Origin of the sequence: Flavobacterium humidisoli (genome assembly GCF_023272795.1) — a bacterium.
Classification (GTDB): Bacteria; Bacteroidota; Bacteroidia; order Flavobacteriales; family Flavobacteriaceae; genus Flavobacterium; species Flavobacterium humidisoli.
In genome coordinates this window covers 1,720,101-1,744,261 of the sequence record NZ_CP096829.1, presented here as the reverse complement: position 1 = coordinate 1,744,261, position 24,161 = coordinate 1,720,101, and the positions used below count along the sequence as shown (strand labels likewise).

The window sequence follows — 24,161 nt, the reverse complement described above, 5'->3', positions numbered from 1 at the left end:
ATTTTATCTGCTTGATCTGCGAGAAACTTATTTTGATTCAAAGTTTGCTAAGTTTTTTTTAGCCACAGATTTCGCAGATTAGCACAGATTCTTTTATCTGCTTTTCAAAAATCATTTTAATCTGTGAAATCTGTAACTAATAAATTTTACTTCACAACCTCAACCCAGAATCCTTTTGTTCTAGCTAAGAATGTATTATCGTACATTGCTTCGCATTGTAATCCTGGCAGGTAATAATTTCCTAAATACGATGCATTTAGCAAAATACGGAAAACTTTAGTTTCTCTTGCTTTCATTCCGAAATAGAAATTAGTCCTATCATCTCTAATATCAATATAATCTGCAATATTATTTACAGCATCTCCATAATCGGTAAAACGAGTATTTACAATTTCGAATCCTGAAGGCAGAATTTGCGATAATGCTACGTTTTGAACACTTTCTCCTCTTTGGTTTTTAATGGTAACCTCGGCAACAAATTCAGTTCCCTGATTGATTCTTGAAACATTGATTACGCTTCCTTTTCTGTTTTTGAAAACAATAGAAGCGGTAACATCACTTTGAATTGCATTTTCTTGTCCGATAGGTAATATTCCTGTGTTCAATACACGAACATACACCGTATTGGCTTTATTGTTTTTCAACGTAATGCTGTTGGTGCCAGAAGCTACAGACAAACTGCGGTCTGCAACCGATTTGCTTGTGTTTATTGTCTCTCCTTTTCCGTTTTTACTAAACTGAATATTGATTCCTTTTGGACCATTGCTCACGGCAAATTTCGACATTGCATACAAGCAATAAGCGGTTGTCTGTGTACTCATCCACTGATTAGCCGACATTTCTTTAGCTAATTTTGTCGCTGTAACAAACGCCTTTTGTTTCTGATCTAAAAGAAGCATTGTTTCTAAAGCCATTGCTCTGTTTCTTTCGCTTGAACCATAATAGTAATAACTGTACTCATCTGAGCTTCCATCAATGCTTGTTCTTAAAAACAAACTTTGCCCCGCCGATTTTTGTCCTGCTAAAACATAAGCTGCAGCTAAACGAAGCATGCTTTCATTTGAAATTCCTTTTGTTTCTCGCAATCTGTTCATTGAAGATAAATCGGCATTTCCTGCTAAAGCTAAAGTGTATAAACGATACGCCTGAGCTAAATCATTTCCGTATTTCGGTTCAAAACGCCATTGTTTCGCTTCTTTCTGCTGATAAGACAGCCATTTTGATTTGAAATTAATTGGCAATACATATCCTTTTTTCTCTGCTTCAATTAAGAAATGTCCAGCATAAGAAGTTCCCCAGTCGTCAGCAATTGCATTTCCTTGCCAGTAAGGCATTCCGCCATTTGACAATTGGAAATTACCCAATCTTGCAATTCCGGCCGCAATATTTTTCTGAATCAGATCTTTGCGTTTCGCATCAATATCTGCCACATCCCCTAAATATAATTGTGGGAAAACTGACGAAGTCGTCTGCTCTACGCATCCATGAGGATACTGAATCAAGAATTGCAATCTTCCGTTCAAGTTCATTGACGGCATAGACGAAACTTCGAGTCTGGCTTTGTTACTTCCAGCAATACCAAAAGTTTTCCATGAAATTGTCTTTGTACTATTTGGCGTTAAAACAACATCTGTAAAAGTACTCGTAACCGGATTTGGATTCGTCATGTCGATTTCAACATCATAAGTTGATTTCTCACTTCCAGATGTTGCGATTACTTGAACTTTTGCAATTCCAGTAGCCGCGCCTACAACCAAATTAAAATACGCCATTTTTTCATCTGGCTGTGCAAAATTTAGTCTCTGAACCGCACTTCCCATTACTTTCAGTCCGTTGCTGGTTTTTACCTGAATCGAAACATTTTTGATTTTGTTTTCAGTTGCAAAAACTGTTACAGGCAGCGTTACTTTTTCTGATGGCGAAATTTTCCTCGGCAACGAAGCCAAAACCATCAACGGACTTTTGACCTGTGTTGCTTTTTCTACACTACCATAAGCGCTGGTATTCGCATCTCCCGCGACAACCATTGTTCGAACCGAACCAATATATTTTGGCAGTTTTAACTGATGTGATTTTGTTTCCCCTTTTCCTAATTTAAATGGTCCGTAATACAGTACAACTGGTTTAAAACGGTTAGCCTTTTTAGCTTTTCCGCCTCCTAAATCCTGGTCACCACCGATACTGAAAATCTGGTTTATTTTTCCGCCATAAGCCCCTATTACATCATCATAAACATCCCATGTTTTTACTCCTAATGCTTCACGAACATAGAAACTATCCCAGGCATTTGGTGTTTTAAAACGAGTTAAATCCAGAAGCCCTTCATCGACAACTGCGATTGTATACGTCATTTCTTTACCTGATTTCTCGCCTACCTTTACTGTAAACGGCTGTTCCGGCCTCAAAACATCAGGCATATTTAGGGTTGGTGCCAAAATGGTATTTTTATCTACCACTTCAATCGGAACAATTCCGTACATACGAATTGGCGAATCGTTTTTGGTCGAAGCATGAGGCTGTAATAAGGTAATATTAAAATATACATTTGGCGCCATTGCTCCCGTAATCGGAACCTCAACTTTTGTTTCTCCGTTTTTAGTTTCAGCCCAAATAGTCTGTACAACTCTTGATCCGTTTTCGATCGAAATTAAAGCACGTCCGCCTTCGCTTGACGGGAAAGAAATCTGTGCTTTTTCTCCAACTGCATAGTTTTTTTTATCGGTAGAAAATACTAACATATTAGCTGTTGAAGCATCTCTATTACGTGTTTTTCCAGACCAGATTGGCCAATCGATATTTACGGTCAAAGAAGTTGCATGACCATCTTGCTGATCGGCAACACGAATTAAGTAGCGCCCCCATTCTTCATCTGTCAAAGCAAATTGGAAACTTCCTTTTCCGCTAGAATCCGTATTGATTACAAAGGTTTTATATGAAGTCGTTGCATTCGAAGAATTATAATTTGATAAATTATCACTCGAAGAATCCCACCACCATCTCCAATCTACTTTGTAAACTCTTACTTCGAGATTGCGAACCGATTTTGGTCTTCCGTTTTCATCGACCGTCACCACTTCAAAACGATTATTTGTTCTCGTTTCCAGCATGCTGTACTTGTTTAGTTCAGGCGTTTTCAACCCTACATAAGTTTTGTACGGAGAATAAGTTGTCGACATCACATCTGTACTAAAATCTCCTCCTTCTTCATATACTTTTGTAATGAATGAAGCGCGTAACATTCCTGGTGCCTGACCTTGCAATCTTGGCTGAATATTTACCGATGCTTTTCCGTTTTCATTTAATTTTCCAGAGAAAACATTAATTTCTTCTGTACTGAATTGGCGAGCTAAATCATCAAAAGTATATTTTTCATAGCCTTTAAAAGTGGTTGCTTGCTGAGAGAATTTAGCCTGCATTTCTACATTCAAATTCTTAGCAATTGCACCGTGAAGCCATGTTACCTCAAGATTGTCCGTGTTTGGATAAGAAGCCGAAAGTGTTTTTCTGCTAAAAGTATTCTTGATTTTTAAACGATTTGGTTTGATCGTCTCAATCTTAATGCTCTTATAGAATTTAGCTCCTCCAACGCTTACCATTGCTTCCCAATTTCCTGTTGGTGCATCTTGATTTGTTGGAACTGTAAAAGCATAATGATTTAAATCGTTCGTTTTTTGAACCGTTTGATAAACCGTTTTACCATTCGGATCATTTAATCTGAATTTAATTGGATGCGATTTCGGCAATTTATTCGCAGCATCATTCAAAATAAATGACAAATACAAATTATCTCCAGGACGCCAAACGCCTCTTTCTCCGTAAATAAATCCTTTTAATCCTTTTTGTAAAGTCTCACCCGCAACATCAAAATTACTTACCGATAACGAAAGTCCGTCATCCAACTTCACATAAGTCGACTGATCGCCTAAAGTAACAATGGCAAAGTATGCGAATTTATCCAATTGGAAAGATGCAATACCTTCACTGCTTGTAGCTTCTGTTGCTATTTTTTGCTGTTGAAAATTGTATAAATCCACTCTTGCATTTGAAACAGGTTCGGTTGTAACAATATTATTTACAGCAAACAAATACGATTTATTTTCTCCTCTTTTGGCAATAACTCCCAAATCTGATGCTAGAATATTGGTTGCAATTCGAGCATTGTAATAATAAGAACCTGTACAAGGATCTTGGCTTTCTCTCCAATCATAATCATCATAATAGTAATAATCGTCGTAGGAGTTTCCACTGTAGTTTACGTCGTTTTCATCCACTTCTTCTTCCTCAGCTTCATCGTCATTTCCTTCTGATGTTTCACATTTGTAAAGCGAATATTTCTTTTTATAAACAAATTCAACTCTATAAATCGCTCCTGGTTCGGGTTTGATAATTTTAGATAAATCTAAGGCATACGTATTCCATTTGGCCAGATTTACAAGTGTGCTTTCCCTTAAATTTAAAGCGGTCTTAGCAATTGGCTGTGCTACTTTCTTGAGATTTTGTCCGCCGTTTAATTCATTGTATTGAAGGAATTGCAGAATATTATTTTTGTAAATCTTGTATACTTTTACATCTACCGCACTTAGATTTACAGCTTCAAAATTCAGTTTTAAATTGTTGGAACTTGGCAGAATTGTACCATTTTTAACAAAACGAATGTTTGGTTTTATCTGATCAAAAGAAATCTTCTCGCTGTAGTTGTTTTCCAGTTTTTTACCATATTGGCTTTCGATTCCCTGAAAAACTTCCAATAATAGTTCGCCAGTAACGACTTGTTCTGGTTCTTCGTCTGGCACATATTCAACAGCTTCTTCTACTACTGCCGCGGCGGAATCTACGGCAACCGCTGCTGAGTCAACCATAACCGCAGCCGAATCTACTGCAACTGCAACTGGCTCTTGCACTGCTACTGCTACAGGTTCTTGTTTTTTAGAAGCATTTTGGTTTGTAAAATATACTTTAAGTAAATTTCCTTGGGTAGAAAATTTCAGATTATTGGTGTTTTGAATCGAAACCAATCCCGCAAAATCCTGACCTTTTTCTAAAGGCTCAGAGAAATTAATTAAAACCTGCTGATTGTTTCCGTCTGGAACTTCAACTTTTATAACTTTAAATTCGTTGATGCTCGTAATCGGGAAATCGATTTGCCCTTTTTGATCAATATCAACATCATTTCCATCATAGATAATTTCTAAAGTAGAAGCTTCTGATTGACGTTGAATACTATCAATTATAAAACGAAATTCTTTAGCAGGACCCGCTACTTTCTCAAATTTAATTTTAAGATTATTTCCTTTCTGCTTCGCTTCAACCAATTTTTGAGCAGTTTCAAGGTCAATATTATCGGCTGTTTTTAAAACGCAGTTTAAATATTGGTATTCTTTACTGTACGATTGAATATCGCCAGTATTGATAGTAAAATCTTGTTTAACCGTCTTAACCGTAAAGTTAAATTTAGAAAGTTCTTTTTCTTTCTCTTTTGGAATGGCAGTCAGTTTATCTAAGTTTAAAGTTACCTGATATTCTGTTCCCATTTTGAGTTTTTTCTCCGGAATAAAAGCTAACGTATTGGTTGAAAGCGCTATGACTTTTCCGTGGACACTTGGCGAAATATCAAACAAATCATCGTCTAATTCCTGATTTGGTTTCCAATCGTTTTTATCAAAAGCTAAAACCACACGAATGTCAGAATCAGAAGAAACGATTCCGCCCGTAAAACTGGTAATGTAATCTTTGAATAATGAAAAATCGGAATTGAAATCTGCAGCCGATTTTCTGCCACAGGATTGAAAAATAAAAAACACAAAAAATACGAGACTGAAACCTTTTACTTTCACTTTTATCTACAGTTAATGGTTAACAAATGGAGAATCAATTCTTTTTACTTTATTAAGATTCACAAAGCAAAAACCAGAATTAATTTAAGATAAAAGTAAACTATTTTTCATTTTATTTAAGAAGAAAATTCCGCAGTAATAACTATTTAACTTTTGTTGAAGTTTTGAAGCTATCTTAAAGCTCTTCGCCTATAGTTGAAAGCACTTTATCCATGGCTAGAAAATCTTCTTCTGTCTTTGAGGAATAAAAAAGCTGATTATTACTCATTACAACAATAACATCATCATCATAATTTCCATAGAAATTTATTCCATCTTCCCAATTTTTAAAAGAAACACCTTTATTTTTATAATTCTCAACAATAAAGTTTAGCCCTTCATTGTCTATTTCATAAAAACATTCAGCAGTAAATTTTAATGCAAAACTAGCCTGAAGAAAAGCCATTGCAGTAAAAAAGTCTGTCAAAGTCTCGGTTTCCAAATTCCATTCTTTTTCGTCATAACTCATATAAACGGGCGGATTGGGATTTGACAAATTATCCTTATGAATTCCCCAAACACAAGCGTGCTGGTTTTCGGTATAAAATATCAGATAATCATTGTGATTGTAGAATTGAAATCTTTCATGAATTACAAGAGAATCTTGCGTTTGATTTAAGTTTTGGATTTTACCTAATTCAATATAATAATCAATAAAAACTTTTGGAAGCTGTCCGAAGACATCTTTTACAACCTGAATTTCATCATTTGTAAAACCATTTAGTTCTGTAATACCAAATAGCTTTTTTATTGTGGAAAAATCTGTCATGCTATTTGAAATTATTTGCGTCTTTCCAAGAAAAAGCGTTTCATTAAATCGGCAGCTTCGTTTGCCATTACGCCAGAAACAACAGTTGTTTTAGGATGCAGTTTTGTTCCCATATTCAAAAATCCGCGTTGTTCGTCACGTGCGCCAAAAACAATTTTAGAAATCTGACTCCAATACAAAGCCCCGGCGCACATTTGGCAGGGTTCAAGAGTTACATAAAGCGTACAGTCTTTTAAGTATTTTCCGCCTAGAAAGTTTGCTGCCGCTGTGATAGATTGCATTTCAGCATGAGCTGTAACATCATTTAATAATTCGGTCAAATTATGACTGCTTGCAATTACTTTATCGGCAACAACAATTACAGCGCCAACAGGAATTTCGCCTTTTTCAAAAGCCATTTCAGCTTCCTGCAAAGCTTTTTTCATAAAATATTCGTCTGTAAAAGGATTTATCATAATTGCAAAAATAGGATTTTAGAACTTATTTTTATTACATTTAATCTCTGATATCTGAATATGGAAAGAAATTACAAAATCAGCATTCCTGAACCATGCTCTGAAGACTGGAACGAAATGACGCCAAATGAAAATGGCCGTTTCTGCATGAGCTGCTCTAAAACTGTTGTTGATTTTAGTTCTATGCTTCCAGAAGAAATTCAGCAATACATTGTTAGCAATCAAGGCAATAAAATATGTGGAAAATTTAAAAAATCTCAACTTGATTCGATAACAATCCAAATTCCCAGTAAGGTGCTTTATACACAAACGCATTTTCATAAAATGTTTTTACTGGCTTTATTTATTGCAATGGGAAGCACTTTATTTAGCTGTCAGAACAAAGAAGGGAACAAACAAAAAATCGAGAAAATTGAAATAATTGAAAATTCTCCTTCTCTAAAAACTCAATCTAACGAAAAGCAGGAAGTAATCACTACTAAACCAACAACCGTTAGCAAAACAAAATCTAAAAATGGCTCTCCTTTAAAAAGCAAAAAATCCTTTTCTTTCGTAAAAACAGAATGCGGAGAAACGATAGCCAATAATGATATTTATAAAGACAATACCGTCTATGGAAGTGTGTCAATTGATGTCATACCTGATTACCCTGGAGGAATAAATGTATTTTACGAAGCTTTTAAATCTGAATTTAAAATACCCAAAGAGTTAAAAAAGTCTACCGGAGTTATCAAAATGTCTTTTGTTATTGAAAAAGACGGAAAACTAAATGAAATAAAAACTATTGAAGATCTTGGTTTTGGAACTGGGGAAGAAGCTATTCGAGTTTTGGAAAAATCTATAAAATGGACTCCGGGCGAAATCGCGGGAAGGAAAGTTAGAACTTTTTACAATCTACCTATCACACTTGAACTCGACACTTTAAATCCAAAAAAAAGAAAGAGAAAATTTTCAAAAATTACGACCATGCAAATTGTTAAAACTGGTGAAAGTCAGGAACAAACACAATTAAGTCTACAACCATAAATGACTAATTTTAATAGATTTTCTATAAAAAAATTGCTTGTGCTTATTATTTATTACATTTAATCTTTGATATCTGAATATGGAAAGAAATTATAAAATCAGCATTCCTGAACCATGCTATGAAGACTGGAACGAAATGACGCCAAATGAAAATGGCCGTTTCTGCATGAGTTGCTCTAAAACTGTTGTTGATTTTAGTTCTATGCTTCCAGAAGAAATTCAGCACTATTTCATTCAAAATCAAAATGAGAAAATTTGCGGTAGATTTAAGCAATCACAGTTAGATACCATTACGATTCAAATTCCGAATCGCGTTTTATATTCACAGACAAACTATCATAAAATGTTTCTTCTTGCCTTGTTTATTGCCATGGGAACGACTTTGTTTAGCTGTGTAAATAAAGAAGGGAACAAGAAAAAAATTGATCAGATTGAAATCGTCGGCAATCCGACACAAAATCAAAATGAAGATGTTTCCTTCTGCTATGGCCATCAGATTGAATCTAAAAAAGGAAAAACAAAAGCGCCAATAGAAAGAGTCACAATGGGAATGGTAACTCCTCCCATAGCTATTGAAAATGACAGATTAAATTTTAAATATAGTATTATATATAATGCCGTTGATTTGGATATTTTACCTGCTCCAAAAAACGGAATGAATAAATTCTATTCTTATTTTGCAAAAAATTATACTGCTTCAAAAGAAGGAGAAATGTCAGTTCTATTTGTTGTAGAAAGAGATGGAACTTTGAGCAATTTTAGAGTAACTAAAAACAAGTCGGCAGAAAATGGAACAGAAGTTATTAAAGTATTAGAATCTGGTCCAAAATGGATTCCTGGAAAAGTAAACAATCGAATTGTACGGTCAACTTTTATTTTGCCAATTACATTTAAATAATGAAAATAAAACATAAATTAACTACTTATATAAACCGCAAATCGTTTTTGCCAACGTTGTATGTAGTTATAGCTGTCGTTTTTTTCGGTTGCCAAAACAAAGAAAACAAACAGCAAGAAATTAAGAATATTGAAGTTACCAAAGATACTTTGACAGCAAAACCAGAAGTTTTAGATGCAACTGCAATTAGTCCAAAAAAATCAGATCAAGCACCGTCAGATTTATCAAAAATTGAGCAACTTAAAATAAAAAAAACAACGACAATAGCATCTAGAGAAGTGGATGAGAGCAAATCTTCAAAATCTGATAAAGTAAAAAAAGAAGATGCTTCTTCAGCTCTAAAACCCCTTTCGAATACAAATGCCGAATTTCCAGGTGGTATCGAACAATTTCATAACTTTTTCATGAAAGAATACAAAAAGCCTGAAAACGTAAACTATTGGAAACTCAATTTTACCCTCGCCTTTGCAGTAGAAAAAAATGGAAGCGTTTCATTTCTTGAATGCTCGCCGCCTGTTGAAGAACCTTTGGAAAAAGAAATTATAAGGGTTTTAAGTTTATGTCCTAAATGGATGCCCGGCGAATCAAATGGAAAAAAAGTAAGAATGCAATATTCTGTGCCTATTCTTCTAAAATAATACGCACAGAAAAATTAAATTTAAAACCGTAAATTTGCTTTTTACAATACAATGAAAAGCGATTTACTTTCCAACATATACAATCCGACCGATTTACGTCTTTTAAAAGAAGAACAGCTTGCTCAGGTTGCTCAAGAACTGCGTCAATTTATTATCGATGTGGTTTCTGTAAAAGAAGGTCATTTAGGCGCGAGTTTGGGCGTAATTGAATTGACAATTGCCTTGCATTATGTTTTTAATACTCCAGATGATTTATTGGTTTGGGATGTTGGACATCAGGCGTATGGACATAAAATCTTGACCGAAAGAAGAGAAATTTTTCATACCAACAGGCAAATCGACGGCATTTCTGGTTTCCCAAAAAGAAGCGAAAGCATATACGATACTTTTGGCGTTGGGCATTCTTCTACTTCGATTTCTGCCGCTTTAGGAATGGCGATTGCCTCTAAGTTAAAAGGTGATTTTGACAAAGAACATATTGCGGTAATTGGAGATGCTTCTATTGCAAGCGGAATGGCATTTGAAGGACTTAATCATGCGGGAGTTACGGATGCTAATGTTTTAGTTATTCTAAATGATAATGCGATCGGAATTGACCCTAGTGTTGGCGCTTTAAAACAATATCTGACTTCTGTTAAAAACGGGAAAAATCCAAGACAAAATAATATCATAAAGTCTTTAAATTTTGATTATTCGGGACCAATAGACGGTCACGATCTTCCGAAATTAATTAAAGAATTAAAACGTTTAAAAAAGATTAAGGGACCTAAATTCCTTCATATCGTAACTACAAAAGGGAAAGGCTTGCTTCAGGCTGAAGAAAATCAGGTAAAATATCACGCGCCTGGAAAGTTTGATGCTTCAACTGGCGAAATTCATTTAAAATCGGAAGAAAATCTCCCTCCAAAATACCAAGATGTTTTTGGCTTAACCATTTTAGATTTAGCCAAAAAGAATGAAAAAATAATAGGAATTACTCCTGCGATGCCATCTGGAAGTTCATTAAAGTTTATGATGGACGAATTGCCAGATCGCGCCTTTGACGTTGGAATTGCCGAACAGCATGCCGTTACATTAGCAGCTGGTATGGCAACTCAAGGAATGATTGTTTACTGCAATATTTATTCGACTTTTTTACAGCGCGCCTACGATCAAGTGATTCATGATGTGGCGCTGCAAAACCTTCCTGTTATTTTTTGTTTGGACAGAGCAGGTTTAGTTGGCGAAGATGGCGCAACGCATCATGGTGTTTTTGACATCGCATATCTGCGTTCTATTCCAAATATGATTATCTATGCGCCTTTAAACGAAATTGAACTTCAAAACATTTTGTATACTGCACAATTAGGATTAGATCATCCCATTGCAATTCGATATCCAAGAGGTCGAGGCGTACTGCCAAATTGGGAAGTAGAAAATTTCGGACATTACAAAAAAATTAATTTAGGCGAAGCAAAATGTTTAAAAGATGGTACAGAAGTTGCGGTACTGTCGACCGGAACAATTGGAAATAATGTTATTGAAGCTCTCAAAGAGTGCGCTCATTCTGATGAGACTGCCCATTATAACTTTAGCTTCATTAAGCCACTAGACATCAATACATTAACAACTATATTCAAAACTTTTAAAAACATTATTACAATCGAAGATGGGGTTAAAAATGGTGGTTTTGGAAGTGCTGTTTTAGAATTTGCAGCAGCAAATAATTTTAAAAATTCGATTGAAATTTTGGGTGTTCCAGACCAATTTATGGAGCACGGAACAGTAAATCAGTTACAACAATTGTGTAAAATTGACGTTAAAAATTTAATAAATCTTTTTTCTAACGGTTCAAAATAATTATTTTGCGAAACCAAAACAAAAATTACCTATAATGAAATTATTGCGTTCTACCCTTTTGCTATTATTGCTTTTGTGTACTTCTAATAACTTTGCCCAGATTATACAAACCACTCTAAGCCCCAATCAAGCACCTAAACCGCCTTCAAACTGGACAGAAAAAAACCAACTTGGTTTTGACCTTTCACAAATAGCTTTTGTAAACTGGAGCGCGGGGGGAACAAGTTCTATCTCTGGATTATTTAAAGGAGAATTCTCTCGAACTTATTTGAAAGGAAATCATAAATGGTTCAACGAACTTATTATGAAATATGGTCTAAACAAACAAGAAGATATTGAAACGAGAAAAACAGATGATGCGATTCAATTTAACTCTACTTATGGTTTTAGAAAAGACACCGCTTCAAATTGGTACTATTCGGCAAAGTTCAACTTCAATACGCAGTTCACCAACGGTTATAATTATCCTAATCGAGACGTTCCTATATCTAGACCTTTTGCACCGGCATATGTCTTTTTAGGAGCCGGAGCAGAGAATTCAAATAAAGAGAAAAACAGAACATTTTATTTCTCACCCATTACTTTAAAGACCACATTGGTATTAGATCAAAATTTGGCAAACCAAGGTTCTTTTGGTGTTAAAAAAGCCGTTTATGCACCAGATCCTTTAGATCCGACACAACAAATTTTAATTGAAGAAGGCCAAAAGGTAAAAGCCGAATTTGGTATCCTTTTTACTGCCTACATGAAAAACGAAATCTATAAAAATGTTTTTTACGAAAACAGACTTTCTTTATATACTGACTATTTAAACCGATTCGGAAATGTGGACATTGATTATGATACACGTCTCGATTTGGTTGTAAATGCTTATGTCAAAGCAAACATTGGCGTTCATTTAATTTACGATGATGATATTAAAAACAAAATAGAAGTTGTCGATCCAGCCACAGGAACAAAAAGTCAAGTTACTGAAGGACCAAAAATGCAGTTAAGACAAGTTCTTGGTGTTGGTCTCGTTTATGCTTTCAAATAAAGAAATAAAGAAATCAATACAACTAAAAAAAGCTTCTTCTAGAATATTTCTAAAAGAAGCTTTTTTTAGTTAACGCTTTTTTTGTCCTTGAATCATTTCATAGAGTTCAAGTGCATTTCCGTCTGTTAAGAGCGAAACATAATGGCAGATATGCAATAGACGCTCATATAAATTGGTTTTCTCCAAATGATGTTTTTCTGGAAGCATTTTCAAAATCAACTTATCGTAGTTTGAGGCAGTTCCATCGTATTTATTATTAAACGCTGTAATAAATTTATCCAACAGCGTTTGAATAATTTGATAACCTACAATTTCTTTTTCAATTACTTCTCTGCTCTGGTAGATTTTTTCGACACTCAGTTTGATAATATCATTCATCTGTGCTTTGTATTTGCTTTTATCTGTTAAAGCATACGGAAAGTTTCCAGCAAGAATTGCTTCTTCATTTTCAACAAAAACATTTACAGCATCATTAATTAAAGTTCCGATTGCCAAAGCTCTTAAATAACTAATACGGTCTTCTTTTGTAGTTAATGATTTGTATTTAGAAACTCCTATATTGTCTTTTACCAAATTAATTAAATATTCTAAAGCAAAATCTTCAGAAACCAAACCTAAATTGATTCCGTCTTCAAAATCAATAATCGTATAACAAATATCATCTGCAGCTTCAACTAAATACGCCAAAGGATGTCTTTCAAAACCAATATCATCTCCAGATTTATTGGCAATCATTCCCATATCTTTGGCAACTTCTTCAAAGAATAATTTATCTGTTTGAAAGAAACCGTATTTCTTATCGGCGATATTATGGGTTGGCTTTTTCGGAAGACTCTCTTTCGGATATTTCATAAAAGCTCCCAAAGTAGCATACGAAATACGAAGTCCGCCTTCAATTCCTGGACGGCTTGCCGTAAGAACCGAAAAACCATTGGCATTTCCTTCAAAATCAATTAAATCTTGCCATTGTTTATCTGTTAGCTGATTTCTATATTTCAGACCATTTCCGATAGAGAAATACTCTCCAATCGCTTTTTCTCCAGAATGCCCAAAAGGCGGGTTCCCGATATCGTGCGCTAATGAAGCTGCTGCCACAATAGCTCCAAAATCATTCATATGATAACCATGAACTTCTTTTAAATAAGGGTATTTTTCAATGATTTTCTTTCCAACCAAACGCCCAAGCGAACGCCCTACAACAGAAACTTCCAAACTATGCGTTAAACGCGTGTGCACGAAATCGGTTTTAGAAAGCGGAATAACTTGTGTCTTATCTTGCAAACTTCTAAAAGCGGCAGAGAATATAATTCGGTCATAATCGACTTCAAATCCTAAACGAGTATCATCTTGTTCTACACGTAATCTTTTGCTTGTATCTCCCTGACGTTTTAATGATAAAAGTTGTTCCCAGTTCATTTTAATTTTAGATTGTAGATTAACGATTTTAGATTTTTGATCTAAATTGCTGATTTTAGATTTCAAAAATACGTTTTATTTTAGGATTTTCTTCTGCTTTAAAATTCTAAAGCGGTGCTGTGTTTGATTTCTCCCATTACAAAAATACTGTTAGTGTTTCCAATGTTTTCAATCGTTGACAGCTTATTCATTACAAAACCCTGATAAATAGTCATATCCTGAACCAAAATTTTAAGCATAAAGTCGTAATCGCTATTTACAGCGATTAATCGAAATGGTTTCCGCTGCTCAAGAAATGAGAGCCTCAGTTGAAAACCTAGTGAGTTAATACTATTTATTTAGATTATATTTTTGTTTCAATGCCAGTAGGTGAAGTCGAAAATCTTGAAGTTATGATTTGTTTCGACTTCACCTACTGGCATTGTTTTTTAGAAGCAGAAGATTTTTATCACAACTTTTAATAAAAAAAGCGCTCCAAATTGAAGCGCTTTTCTATTTACATAAAAGTCAAAACTAAAAGTTTTTAGAAATTCCAATGTTAAATGTTTGACCAAAATTGACGAAAAATTTACTGTAATCAACATCACTGCCACTTATATCATAGTTTAAGGTTTCATATCCTAATCCGCCAATACTAAAGTTTAAACCAAAACCTTTTTTCATATTAATAAAAAGAGCCGGAGTGATGCCTGTATAAAAACCATCAGCTTTATTATCTGATACCAGCGATCCATTTTCGTAATTTTTAATTTTTTGATTTTGAAACCCAGCCCCCAAATCAGCAAAAACTGAAAAAGTTTCGTTCAATGGCATTGTATAACGTACAAAAGCTCCTGTTTTAAAAGTAGTAGCTTTACCTTCACCCTCTCCAAGATTACTTTTTGAAGATACTACCGAAAATTCAATTCCAGCTGTCCAGTTATCGTGAAATTGATATCCAATTTTTGGAGAAAACTGAAAAACATTATTTTTTGCTGATGTAATTTCTCTTTCAGTTTTTTCAGAAGTATAACCAATGTTTCCTCCAACTAAAATTGTTCCCTTTTGGGCATTTGCAAAGCCAAAAACTGACAATGCAAGAATAAGTAGCATTTTTTTCATAATGGTCTATAATTTAAAATTTGTAGGCATTAACCAACAACAATGCCACCAGACAATCAATAATAATCGTAAAACCAATCATTTACAGTTATTTAATAAATTCTAAACACCTCAACACTAATTGCGTTTTTTATTACAAATTCGCAAACAATAAATTTACATTAGAGCATAAAAAAAGCGCTCCAAATGGAGCGCTTTCTGAAATTGAATATAAAAACTAAGATTAGAAGTTTTTAGAGATTCCAATATTAAATGTTTGACCAAAGTTGAAGTAGAATTTACTGTAATCAGCTCCATTATTGTCATAGCTTAAAGTTTCGTATCCTAAACCACCAATGCTGAAGTTAAGACCAAAACCTTTTTTCATGTTGATGAAAAGAGCTGGAGTTACTCCAACATACATACCGTCTCCTTTGTATTTTGAGAAAGCATTTCCAGGACCATACACTTTATCTTTTTGAGTTTGGAAACCTGCACCCATATCAGCAAAAACTGCAAAAGTTTGGCTTAATGGCACAGAATAACGAACAAAAGCTCCTAATTTGAAGTTGTTGTTTTTTTCTTCGATACCCGCTGTTGTTTCGTTGTTAGATGAACTTACTGCAAATTCTCCTCCTACTGTCCAGTTATCGTTAAATTGGTAACCTACTTTTGGAGAAAAAGTAAATGTACTTGTTTTGTCTTCGCTAAATCTGTATTCTGATTTTTCAGAAGTGTAACCGATGTTTCCACCAACTAAGATTGTACCTTTTTGTGCGTTTGCAAAACTGCAGATAGCTAAAGCAGCCATCACTAGAATTTTTTTCATGATTTGGGTTTTATTTTAATTTTAGCATTCCTTTAACAATAACGATGCCGTGAATACTGGGCTGTTCAATTTTTTTATAATTACTTTAAGAGATAAAATTTTAGCAATCGAAACTATTTCTCGTTACTTTTGTAACAAATAAAAAGTCATGTCGATAGAAGTAAACAGTATATCAAAAAGTTACGGAGAGCAAAAAGCTCTAAATGAAATTTCTTTTAAAATTGAGAAAGGGGAAATCGTAGGATTTCTTGGTCCAAACGGAGCTGGAAAATCTACTTTGATGAAAATTTTGACCACTTATTTACTTGCCGACAGTGGCTCAGCCCTTGTAAATGGTCACGATGTCATGACAAACGCAAAAGAAGTACAACGCTCGATTGGTTACTTACCAGAGCACAATCCGTTATATTTGGATTTGTATGTTCGTGAGTATTTGGCATTTAATGCCGATGTTTATAACGTGCCAAAATCAAGAATTGAAGAAGTAATTCAACTGACAGGACTGACACCAGAAAGCCATAAAAAGATTGGACAGCTTTCTAAAGGGTATCGCCAGCGCGTTGGATTGGCAAATGCTCTGCTTCATGATCCAGAAGTTTTAATTTTGGATGAGCCAACTACTGGACTGGATCCTAACCAGTTAATGGAAATTCGAAATGTGATTAAAAATGCAGGAAAAAATAAAACTGTTTTTTTGTCGACACACATTATGCAGGAGGTTGAAGCAATATGCGATCGTGTCATAATTATTGACAAAGGACAAATCGTTGCAGACAATAAATTGGACCATTTGGTTACTGCCAATAAAGAGCAAGTAATTGAAGTAGAGTTTGATTACAAAGTTGAAGAGCAGCTTTTGGCTAGACTAGAAAATATTTCTTCTTATGTAAATACGCATGACATGACATGGGAACTCACTTTTGTTACAGAGAAAGATATGCGCCCCGCTATTTTTGACTTTGCCAACGAAAATGGATTAAAAACTTTACAACTTAATCAGAAAAATAAAAATCTGGAAGCTGTTTTTAGAGAAATTACGAAATAAGTTTTCTGTTACAGTCATCATTTTCACTTAAAAAAGGGTTTGTTTTATTTAAAACAAACCCTTTTTTAATTCTTATTTCTTCTTCTCTTCTCTGAAAATCAGTAAAATAAGGGTTTTTCAATAAAAATAATTTCTATTTTTATTTAGACTTGTTATAAATAGTGTTATATTTGGCAAATCAAATTTTAAATGCCACGGTATGTTACCTATTCTCCTTACCCTCAAAAAACTTATGTATGTTGTTTCAAATCAAGCAATAAATCTTCAAAAAAGGTTTTCGGACAAATTAGAGCAAATTGTACTGCAATAAATTCTGATTTTAAAAACTACAAAAGATTATTAGGTTCTAAATCTCCGTTTAGAATTAGCCAAATTTAAACAACATGAAAAAAATTATAACCTCTCTTATGCTCGCTTTTTCGGTATATGATGGATATTCTCAAACAGAAAAAGAAACAGATAGTATTGTTGAAACCGCTATAAATGCTTTAGATGAAATTGTGATTAGTAAAAAGAAAGTACTTTACACTCAAAAATCGGATCGCCTTGTTTTTAATGTAGAAAACAGCATCGTTTCTGAAGGCGGGACCGCGCTTGACGTCTTATCACGTGCGCCAGGCGTTGTTGTGTCTCAAGATGGCGATTTGTCAATTCGCGGACAACAAGGCGTTGCCGTAATGATTAACGGTAAACTAACGCAGCTTTCTCAAAAAGAATTGGCCAATTATCTAAAAGCTACGACTTCATCCAACATCAAACAAATTGAAGTAATTACAAATCCTTCTTCTAAATACGATGCAGCCGGAAAAGCTGGAATTATTAACATCATACTTAAAAAACCAAACTCCTCTGGTTTAAAAGGTACCGCTTTTGCGAGTTACGGAAGAGGACGAAAAAACAGAACCAATTCGGGCTTCAATTTAAATTACAATAAAGATAAATGGGGCGTTTTCGGAAATTACAGCTATACTTTCCGTGGTGAAGAAGAGCATAAACAATTCAACCAGACTCAATATACAAGCCTTACGCATCAAGAAATTGCTTCTACAAATCACCAAACTTCTATAACAGATGAACCTTTGACTTCTAATAATTTCAAGGTTGGTACTCAATATGAAGTTTCGCCTAAAACCAATTTAGAATTCTATGTTGATGCCAAAATTGGACGTTATGAAAATATGGCTGACGGAACAAATAAAGTCTTCAACACTTCAAATCAGCCCATTTTTGATGCTTTGACCTATAATGATAGTAAAGAAAAATGGAACGATTATACGTATGCTTTTTCTGGTACGCATAAATTCAATGACGAAGGAAAAAATATGATTTTTGATTTTGAATATGAAACTTCGAAGTTTAAATCTAATCAATTTCAGAGCGCAGATAATACTGCAAACGCTACTGTTGTAAACGATCGTCGCGGTTATATTCCTTCTCAATTAAAAGTCTTTACAGGAAAAGTCGATTTTGTAAATCCGTTCAAGGAAAAACAATCTATTGAGTGGGGTTTCAAAGCTAGCATTAAAAACAATGACAATCCATCTGTTTACGAATATTATGAAAATAACCAATGGCTTATTGATTTTAACTCTACCAATCATTTTGAATATAATGAACAGATTTACGCTGCTTACGCCAACTACAAATATCAGTTAGAAAAATTAAATATTCAGGCTGGTTTAAGAAGCGAATACACTGCAATCAATATTGATCAGAAAACATTGAATGAAGAACACAAAGATGATTATTTGAAATGGTTTCCAAGTCTTTCTTTAAAATATGAATTCACGAGTAATCATTCTGCACATGCATCGTATAGCAAAAGAATCAATAGACCCAGTCAGTTTGATTTGAATCCGTTCCGTTTTTACGATGATTCATTCAATTATTCGCAAGGAAATCCGAACTTGATTCCAGAGATTACGCACGCTATGGAAATTGGTTATGCTTGGAAAAGCAATTTCATGGCTTCTCTTTATTTCAATAGCACCAAAGATGTTTTTACGGAAGTATACAACTACAATCCAGACACGAATACAACCGTTACCACTCAAATAAACGTTGATAAATCATACAATTATGGAGTTAACATTACCAATACTTCTGAGTTAAGCAAGTGGTGGTCTGTCAACACTTTATTCAATGTTTTTGAAAATAAATTTATGGGACAAATTTTAAACAGCAATACGATTGATCCTATTATGACAATAAATCTGAGTGTTCAAAACTCCTTTACAATAACCGAAACCTTAAAAGCAGAAGGGAACGCACAATATCAGTCAAAATCTAATCTTGGAATTTACCAAAGAGACGGTTTCTTTGATTTCAGCATTGGGATTTCTAAACAAGTTTTGGCTAAAAAAGGAAATATTAAACTCAATTTTACCAATGTTTTCAACACCAATAATTTCTATATTAAATCTGCTGTCGCGCAAACTACTATTGATAAAAGATATGATCTTGACAATCGTATAGCGACAATTGCATTTACATACCGTATATAAAGTTTCGTTCTTTAAATACCTTGTTTTTTGTTTTTTTTTGTGTTAGTCAAGAGCCTGTTCCTTCAAACAGGCTCTTCTATTTTTAGATAGATTATATTTCCGAAATCACTTCACGCATTTTCTCTATTACAAGTTTTACATCATTTTCTGTAGTTCTCCAATTTACAAATGAAGCTCTAATTCCTTTTTTGTTCTGATAAACTGTTGGCGTCATAAATACTTTTCCAGTATCATTCAAAGCAGATAAAAACGGACTTACTTTTTCCTGATTTTTTTCTCCTTTTAGTGTAAAGCAAACATTATTTAAACGAATTGGAGCTAAAAGTTCAAAATCATTTTCTATTAAAGCATTTGCAAAATGTAAAGCCAATGCTGTACTATCCTCAATAAGGTCTCTAAAACCTTCTTTTCCGTAGGCTTTAAGCGAAAACCATACAGGTAACGCACGTAAACGGCGAGAATTTTCTGGAACTACATTTAGATAATTAAAATTTTCCAACGGATTCCCTAAATAAGGCGCATTTGAATTTTGGAATGTTTCAATCTGCAGATTAACATGTTCTTTTTTAACTAAATAAAAAGCACTTTCGTACGGAACATTCAACCATTTATGACAATCAATCGTAATACTGTCTGCTCCTTCCCAGCCTTTTACATAATGTTTGTATTTTTCTGAAACTGCAGCAAATCCGCCAAAAGCACCGTCAATATGCCACCAGAATTTGTATTTTTCTCGTAGTTGGGCGATTGCTTCAAAATCATCAAAATCGGCGGTGTTTACCGTTCCAGCACTTGAAATTAGAATAAAAGGTTTTCCGTTTAGAGCTTTAATCTTTTCTTCTAAATCGGCAATGTCCAAAGCTTCACGATTGCCTTCAATTGTTTTTACAACCGTATAATTCTGGCTTCCAATTCCTAACATCGATAATGATTTTATAGAAGAAGAATGTGGTGTTGCCGTTAAAATAGTAAGGGTTTCAGAGATTCCGTTTTTAGCAAAATCTTTTCCATACTGTTTTCCAAACCATTGTCTCGCAACTGCTAAACTGGTGAAATTAGACATTGTTGCGCCTGTTACAAATCCTCCTAAAAACGAATCTGGAAGTTCTAATAACTGCAATAATAAATTAATAGTTTCAAACTCTATTAAAGCCGAATTACCGCCCTGCGAAGTCACAGATTGTGTGTTTTGATCGTAAACCGATGCCAGCCAATCTCCAACAATAGAAGCTGGGGTTGATCCGCCGGTTACAAATCCCCAATATCTTGGCCCAGGCGAAGAAACCATTAATGGAGCCAATCTTTCATTAAATTCCTTCAAAGCTTCAATAGATCCTAAACCTAATTCATTTAGCTCAGTTTTAGGATCGATTGAATAAGTATTAGAGGTTGGAATGTTATCAATATTATTCAAAAAATCAATTCCCTGTTGTTTTGCTTTTTGTAAGATATTCTCAAAGTTGTCGAGATCGTGCTGTAATTTTGAATTCATAGTATATAGTTATTTACATCACGCATTATCAGGCTGAGCGATCCCGAGACTTCGGGAGAAGCCATTTCACGCGAAATAAGTTGTTTTTAGTATTTATTTTAATTGAAAATTTATAGAGAAGCTACCACTTTGTCTTTTCGGAAAACCGTGAAACCATCATAGAAGAGATTACATCTCCATTAGCATTTAGTAAAGTAGCAATTGGATCAACTAACGTTCCTAAAATCATGGCAACTGGCAAAGCTTGTTCCATCGGAAAACCATAAACAGTAATGGCTAAAATTTCCCCAATATAACCTCCGTTTGGAATTCCACCTTCGACAATTGAAACAATTACAGTTATTCCTAATGCCAAAAGAATGGTCATCGGATCTGAAAAATCTTTGCCAAACATAGCAAACAAAAAGGTTATTTTTAAGATGGATGACATACTCGAACCGTCTTTGTGCAGAGGCGCACCAAGCGGAATTACCAAATTTCGTACATGTGCCGGGATTCCCATTTTTTCTGCTGCCGCTAAATTGGCTGGAATGGTTGCTATACTACTACAGGTACCTACAGCTGTCAAAGAAGGCATGATGTTATTGCTCCAAAAAACTTTAAAAGCTCTTTTTCCGCCAGCGGTAAGGGCATATAAACTAAAGAAAACAAAGAAATAGAAAATGCAGGCGGCATAATAAACTGCCATTGGTTTTGCATAAACTCCTAACAATTGCGGTCCAAAAACTCCAACTTGATAAGCAAAATAGGCTCCTAAACCAATTGGCGCCAATTTCATGATGATGTTTAAAAGCTGTTTCATGACCTCGTTTCCAGAATCCAGAAAACTTTTGAATGCGTTTCCTTTTTCTCCTGATTGTAATGTGGCGAAACCAACTAAAAAAGAAAAAATAATCAACGCCAGCATACTTTTTCGAGACAATAATTCGAAGAAATCATTGGCCGTAAGCAGTTTTGCAATTTGATCTCCTGCTGATCCTGATGCTACTTCTTCAAACGGAACTTTTGCAATTGCGATATCTTCATGAATCGGAAAAAGATAAACCGCACAAATCATTACAATAGCAGAAATCAGAATGGTAGCGAGAAAAACCAATAACATTATAACAAACAGTTTTCCTAGCTTTTCTGTTCGTTCCAGATTCGCAACCGAAGACCCGATTGTGAAGAAAATAAGCGGAATAATAGCTGTGAAAAGTAAATTCAGGAATATATCGCCAAGTGGTTTTATAATCAAAACATCTTCTCCAAACACCAATCCGAAAACACTTCCTATTATAATACCGCCAAGAAGCCATAAAATACTGCTGTAACTCTGCAAAAAATTGATTTTGTTAACTTCCATAAGTTGTAGAGAATTAAAATTCGGAAAAGATTAATAATAAAGAATGAAAGTACTCAAAAAAGGATTGCAAAAATTGATTGGTAATTTTTTTGCCACAGATTATAGGGATTAAAATGATTTTCTAATCTGTGCTAATCTTTATCCCGATAGCTATCGGGAGTAGCAAAAAAAATTATTTCTCCAGAACAATCGTAGTAAAAGCTCTGTCGACTAATTCCCCTGTTTTGCTTTTTACTTTTTCGGTCTGTGTTTCTGTATACACAATTTTAAAATCCGATTTTTTGATTAATTCCTGCGCTTTTTCTGTACTGTACAATTCAAATTCGAATTGTGTAAAAGGCAGTTTTTTCATAAAATCTTCTTCGGCAAATGTCAGGCAGAAATTTCCATTTGGTTTTAAAACTCTGTAGATTTCTGAAAGTAGTTCTTCAGGCTTCTGCCAAAAATAAATGGTGTTTACCGTAAATATTTTATCAAATAATTCAGCTTCAAACGGAATAGTATTTCCGTCATAAAGTGAAAAGAAGGCCTGTTTTTGAGAAACGAAATTTCGGTTGATTTGTCTTGCTTCCTGAAACATCAGTTCCGACATTTCCAGTCCGTAATATTTTAGCCTTTCAGCTTGTTCAAACAAAAACTCTACATGACCAGCGTTTCCGTGGCCTAGTTCCAAAATTCTGTTTTCGTTTGCTATATTCAAATTCTGAATCGAATGTTTGGTCATGTTGATGTTCGTCTCGTTCATCATATTGCCCATTTCGATTCCTTTTTCTCCCGATGGATGTTTTAATTGAGAAGCTATGGCTTGTAGTTCTTCTTGTTTCATGATTGTAAAAGTTAAATTCCAAAATTTAAAAATACCAAATTCCAAGACTGCCTTCTTAGTTCTCAACAACTTTGTCAAAGTTTAAAACTTTGACAAAGTTCATCACACATACCTTAAAAAACCTGACTTGCAATCTGGCGAATGTTCTCAGATTTACCCATTGAATAATAGTGTAAAAACGGAACTCCAGCGGCTTTTAATTCTAATGACTGCTGAATCGCCCATTCGATTCCGACTTGTTTGATTTCAGCATTGTTTTTGCATTTATCTACAGCATCGATTAAATCTTCTGGTAAATCGATTCTAAAAATCTGTGGTAAAACCTGTAAATGTCTCTGAACCGCAATAGGTTTTATTCCAGGAATAATCGGAATTGTAATACCTATTTCTCTTGCTTTTTCTACAAAGGCAAAATATTTCGAGTTGTCAAAAAACATTTGTGTTACAACATAATCTGCTCCTGCATCTACTTTTTCTTTTAATCTTTTTAAATCTGATTGTAAAGATGGTGATTCTAAATGCTTTTCTGGATATCCTGCAACGCCAATACAAAAATCGGCTTTATTGTCAACATCCATTACTTCATGAAGATATTTTCCACAATTTAAATCGTTGATTTGACGAACCAAATCGATTGCATAATGATTTCCTCCCGCTTTTGGCGTAAAAGACTGCTCATCTTTCATGGCATCTCCGCGAAGCGCCATCACATTGTTGATTCCTAAATACTGACAATCAACCAACATATACTCTGTTTCTTCCTGCGTAAATCCGCCACAAAGTAAATGTGGAACTGTATCGACATTGTATTTATGTTTTATAGAAGCGCAAATCCCAAGCGTTCCCGGACGCATACGAGTTAGCTTTTTATCCAAAAGTCCGTTTCCTTTATCAATATAAATATATTCTTCACGAGAAGTTGTTACATCAATAAACGGCGGTTTAAACTCCATTAACGGATCAATATTATCGTATAATTCCTGAATGCTTTTCCCCTTTTGAGGCGGAATAATTTCAAATGAGAATAATGTTTTTCCTTTGGCGTTTTCTATATGCTCTGTTACTTTCATTTTAAGTCTTAAAGTTTGAA

18 protein-coding genes are annotated in these 24,161 nt (G+C 34.4%); 7 read left to right on the top strand and 11 right to left on the bottom strand.

From position 1 onward, the window contains the following. Nucleotides 1–146: 146 nt before the first annotated feature. The 3 genes from M0M44_RS07855 to M0M44_RS07845 all read right to left on the bottom strand — a co-directional run bounded on the left by M0M44_RS07855 (nt 147) and on the right by M0M44_RS07845 (nt 7,097). Complete coding sequence (locus M0M44_RS07855) at nt 147–5,834, bottom strand: alpha-2-macroglobulin family protein (protein WP_248729264.1); 5,688 nt, start codon at nt 5,832–5,834, stop codon at nt 147–149. Nucleotides 5,835–6,009: 175 nt separating this feature from the next. Beyond that, nucleotides 6,010–6,642 (bottom strand): hypothetical protein, encoded by a 633-nt coding sequence (locus M0M44_RS07850; protein WP_248729263.1) that lies wholly within the window; start codon nt 6,640–6,642, stop codon nt 6,010–6,012. An 11-nt stretch (nt 6,643–6,653) separates the two neighbouring features. Beyond that, nucleotides 6,654–7,097, bottom strand: coding sequence for a nucleoside deaminase (locus M0M44_RS07845; protein WP_057117555.1), 444 nt, complete (start codon nt 7,095–7,097; stop codon nt 6,654–6,656). A 60-nt stretch (nt 7,098–7,157) separates the two neighbouring features. Between M0M44_RS07845 and M0M44_RS07840 the strand changes: the two genes are divergently transcribed. The 5 genes from M0M44_RS07840 (at nt 7,158) to M0M44_RS07820 (ending at nt 12,534) form a co-directional block, all read left to right on the top strand. After that, on the top strand, nt 7,158–8,123 hold the full coding sequence (locus M0M44_RS07840; RefSeq protein WP_248729262.1) for an energy transducer TonB: 966 nt from the start codon (nt 7,158–7,160) through the stop codon (nt 8,121–8,123). A 79-nt stretch (nt 8,124–8,202) separates the two neighbouring features. Continuing rightward, nucleotides 8,203–9,021 (top strand): energy transducer TonB, encoded by an 819-nt coding sequence (locus tag M0M44_RS07835; protein ID WP_248729261.1) that lies wholly within the window; start codon nt 8,203–8,205, stop codon nt 9,019–9,021. Continuing rightward, nucleotides 9,021–9,659 carry a hypothetical protein gene (locus M0M44_RS07830; RefSeq protein ID WP_248729260.1) on the top strand — a complete coding sequence of 213 codons (639 nt, stop codon included), beginning with the start codon at nt 9,021–9,023 and terminating at the stop codon, nt 9,657–9,659. The genes M0M44_RS07835 and M0M44_RS07830 overlap by 1 nt, the downstream gene beginning before the upstream one ends. Before the next feature lie 51 nt (nt 9,660–9,710). Beyond that, nucleotides 9,711–11,498 carry a 1-deoxy-D-xylulose-5-phosphate synthase gene (locus tag M0M44_RS07825; protein ID WP_248729259.1) on the top strand — a complete coding sequence of 596 codons (1,788 nt, stop codon included), beginning with the start codon at nt 9,711–9,713 and terminating at the stop codon, nt 11,496–11,498. 34 nt (nt 11,499–11,532) lie between these two features. Then, nucleotides 11,533–12,534, top strand: a complete 1,002-nt coding sequence (locus M0M44_RS07820; RefSeq protein WP_248729258.1) for a DUF3078 domain-containing protein — start codon at nt 11,533–11,535, stop codon at nt 12,532–12,534. A gap of 69 nt (nt 12,535–12,603) precedes the next feature. On the opposite strand, the gene M0M44_RS07815 is transcribed toward M0M44_RS07820, so the two are convergent. From M0M44_RS07815 to M0M44_RS07800, 4 genes are all read right to left on the bottom strand, one after another. Beyond that, complete coding sequence (locus tag M0M44_RS07815) at nt 12,604–13,950, bottom strand: deoxyguanosinetriphosphate triphosphohydrolase (RefSeq protein ID WP_248729993.1); 1,347 nt, start codon at nt 13,948–13,950, stop codon at nt 12,604–12,606. Between the two features lie 98 nt (nt 13,951–14,048). Beyond that, nucleotides 14,049–14,216: an Lrp/AsnC ligand binding domain-containing protein gene (locus tag M0M44_RS07810; RefSeq protein WP_420842778.1), complete on the bottom strand. Its 168-nt coding sequence runs from the start codon at nt 14,214–14,216 to the stop codon at nt 14,049–14,051. A gap of 247 nt (nt 14,217–14,463) precedes the next feature. After that, complete coding sequence (locus M0M44_RS07805) at nt 14,464–15,051, bottom strand: outer membrane beta-barrel protein (protein ID WP_248729256.1); 588 nt, start codon at nt 15,049–15,051, stop codon at nt 14,464–14,466. A gap of 223 nt (nt 15,052–15,274) precedes the next feature. Continuing rightward, nucleotides 15,275–15,859: an outer membrane beta-barrel protein gene (locus tag M0M44_RS07800; RefSeq protein ID WP_248729255.1), complete on the bottom strand. Its 585-nt coding sequence runs from the start codon at nt 15,857–15,859 to the stop codon at nt 15,275–15,277. Between the two features lie 148 nt (nt 15,860–16,007). Here M0M44_RS07800 and gldA point away from each other — a divergent pair, with 148 nt between their 5' ends. Together gldA and M0M44_RS07790 are read left to right on the top strand one after the other, a co-directional pair. Further along, nucleotides 16,008–16,904 carry a gliding motility-associated ABC transporter ATP-binding subunit GldA gene (gene gldA / locus M0M44_RS07795; RefSeq protein WP_248729254.1) on the top strand — a complete coding sequence of 299 codons (897 nt, stop codon included), beginning with the start codon at nt 16,008–16,010 and terminating at the stop codon, nt 16,902–16,904. A gap of 383 nt (nt 16,905–17,287) precedes the next feature. Further along, nucleotides 17,288–19,408 carry an outer membrane beta-barrel family protein gene (locus M0M44_RS07790; RefSeq protein ID WP_248729253.1) on the top strand — a complete coding sequence of 707 codons (2,121 nt, stop codon included), beginning with the start codon at nt 17,288–17,290 and terminating at the stop codon, nt 19,406–19,408. A 91-nt stretch (nt 19,409–19,499) separates the two neighbouring features. Here the strand turns inward: M0M44_RS07790 and M0M44_RS07785 are convergent, their stop codons facing one another. From M0M44_RS07785 to metF, 4 genes are all read right to left on the bottom strand, one after another. Further along, on the bottom strand, nt 19,500–20,900 hold the full coding sequence (locus M0M44_RS07785; RefSeq protein WP_248729252.1) for a pyridoxal phosphate-dependent decarboxylase family protein: 1,401 nt from the start codon (nt 20,898–20,900) through the stop codon (nt 19,500–19,502). A 121-nt stretch (nt 20,901–21,021) separates the two neighbouring features. After that, the gene (locus M0M44_RS07780; protein WP_248729251.1) at nt 21,022–22,245 is read right to left on the bottom strand and encodes a dicarboxylate/amino acid:cation symporter; all 1,224 of its coding nucleotides are present in this window, start codon (nt 22,243–22,245) and stop codon (nt 21,022–21,024) included. A 172-nt stretch (nt 22,246–22,417) separates the two neighbouring features. Continuing rightward, complete coding sequence (locus tag M0M44_RS07775; RefSeq protein WP_248729250.1) at nt 22,418–23,071, bottom strand: class I SAM-dependent methyltransferase; 654 nt, start codon at nt 23,069–23,071, stop codon at nt 22,418–22,420. A 113-nt stretch (nt 23,072–23,184) separates the two neighbouring features. Then, nucleotides 23,185–24,141, bottom strand: a complete 957-nt coding sequence (metF, locus tag M0M44_RS07770; protein ID WP_248729249.1) for a methylenetetrahydrofolate reductase [NAD(P)H] — start codon at nt 24,139–24,141, stop codon at nt 23,185–23,187. Nucleotides 24,142–24,161 lie beyond the last annotated feature (20 nt).